1 protein-coding gene is annotated in these 222 nt (G+C 68.9%); it reads right to left on the reverse strand.

Going from position 1 to position 222, the window contains the following annotated elements:
- Positions 1 to 222 (reverse strand): methyl-accepting chemotaxis protein (locus KDH83_RS33020; protein WP_249205497.1); only part of this gene is annotated, 222 nt, incomplete at both ends.

The raw sequence follows: 222 nt of genomic DNA on the forward strand, positions 1-222 counted from the left end.
GGTCGATGCCGCTCGACTGCTCTTCCGACGCCGCCGAGATCTCGCCCATGATGTCCGTCACGCGCTTCACCGACGCCACGATCTCCTGCATCGTCGCGCCCGCGCGCTCCACCTGCTGCGAACCGGCGCCGACCTTGTTGACCGAGTCTTCGATCAGGCCCTTGATCTCCTTGGCGGCCTGGGCGCTGCGCTGCGCCAGCGAGCGCACTTCGCCCGCCACCA

Origin of the sequence: Achromobacter sp. Marseille-Q0513 (assembly GCF_018195695.1) — a bacterium.
GTDB lineage: Bacteria > Pseudomonadota > Gammaproteobacteria > Burkholderiales > Burkholderiaceae_B > Achromobacter.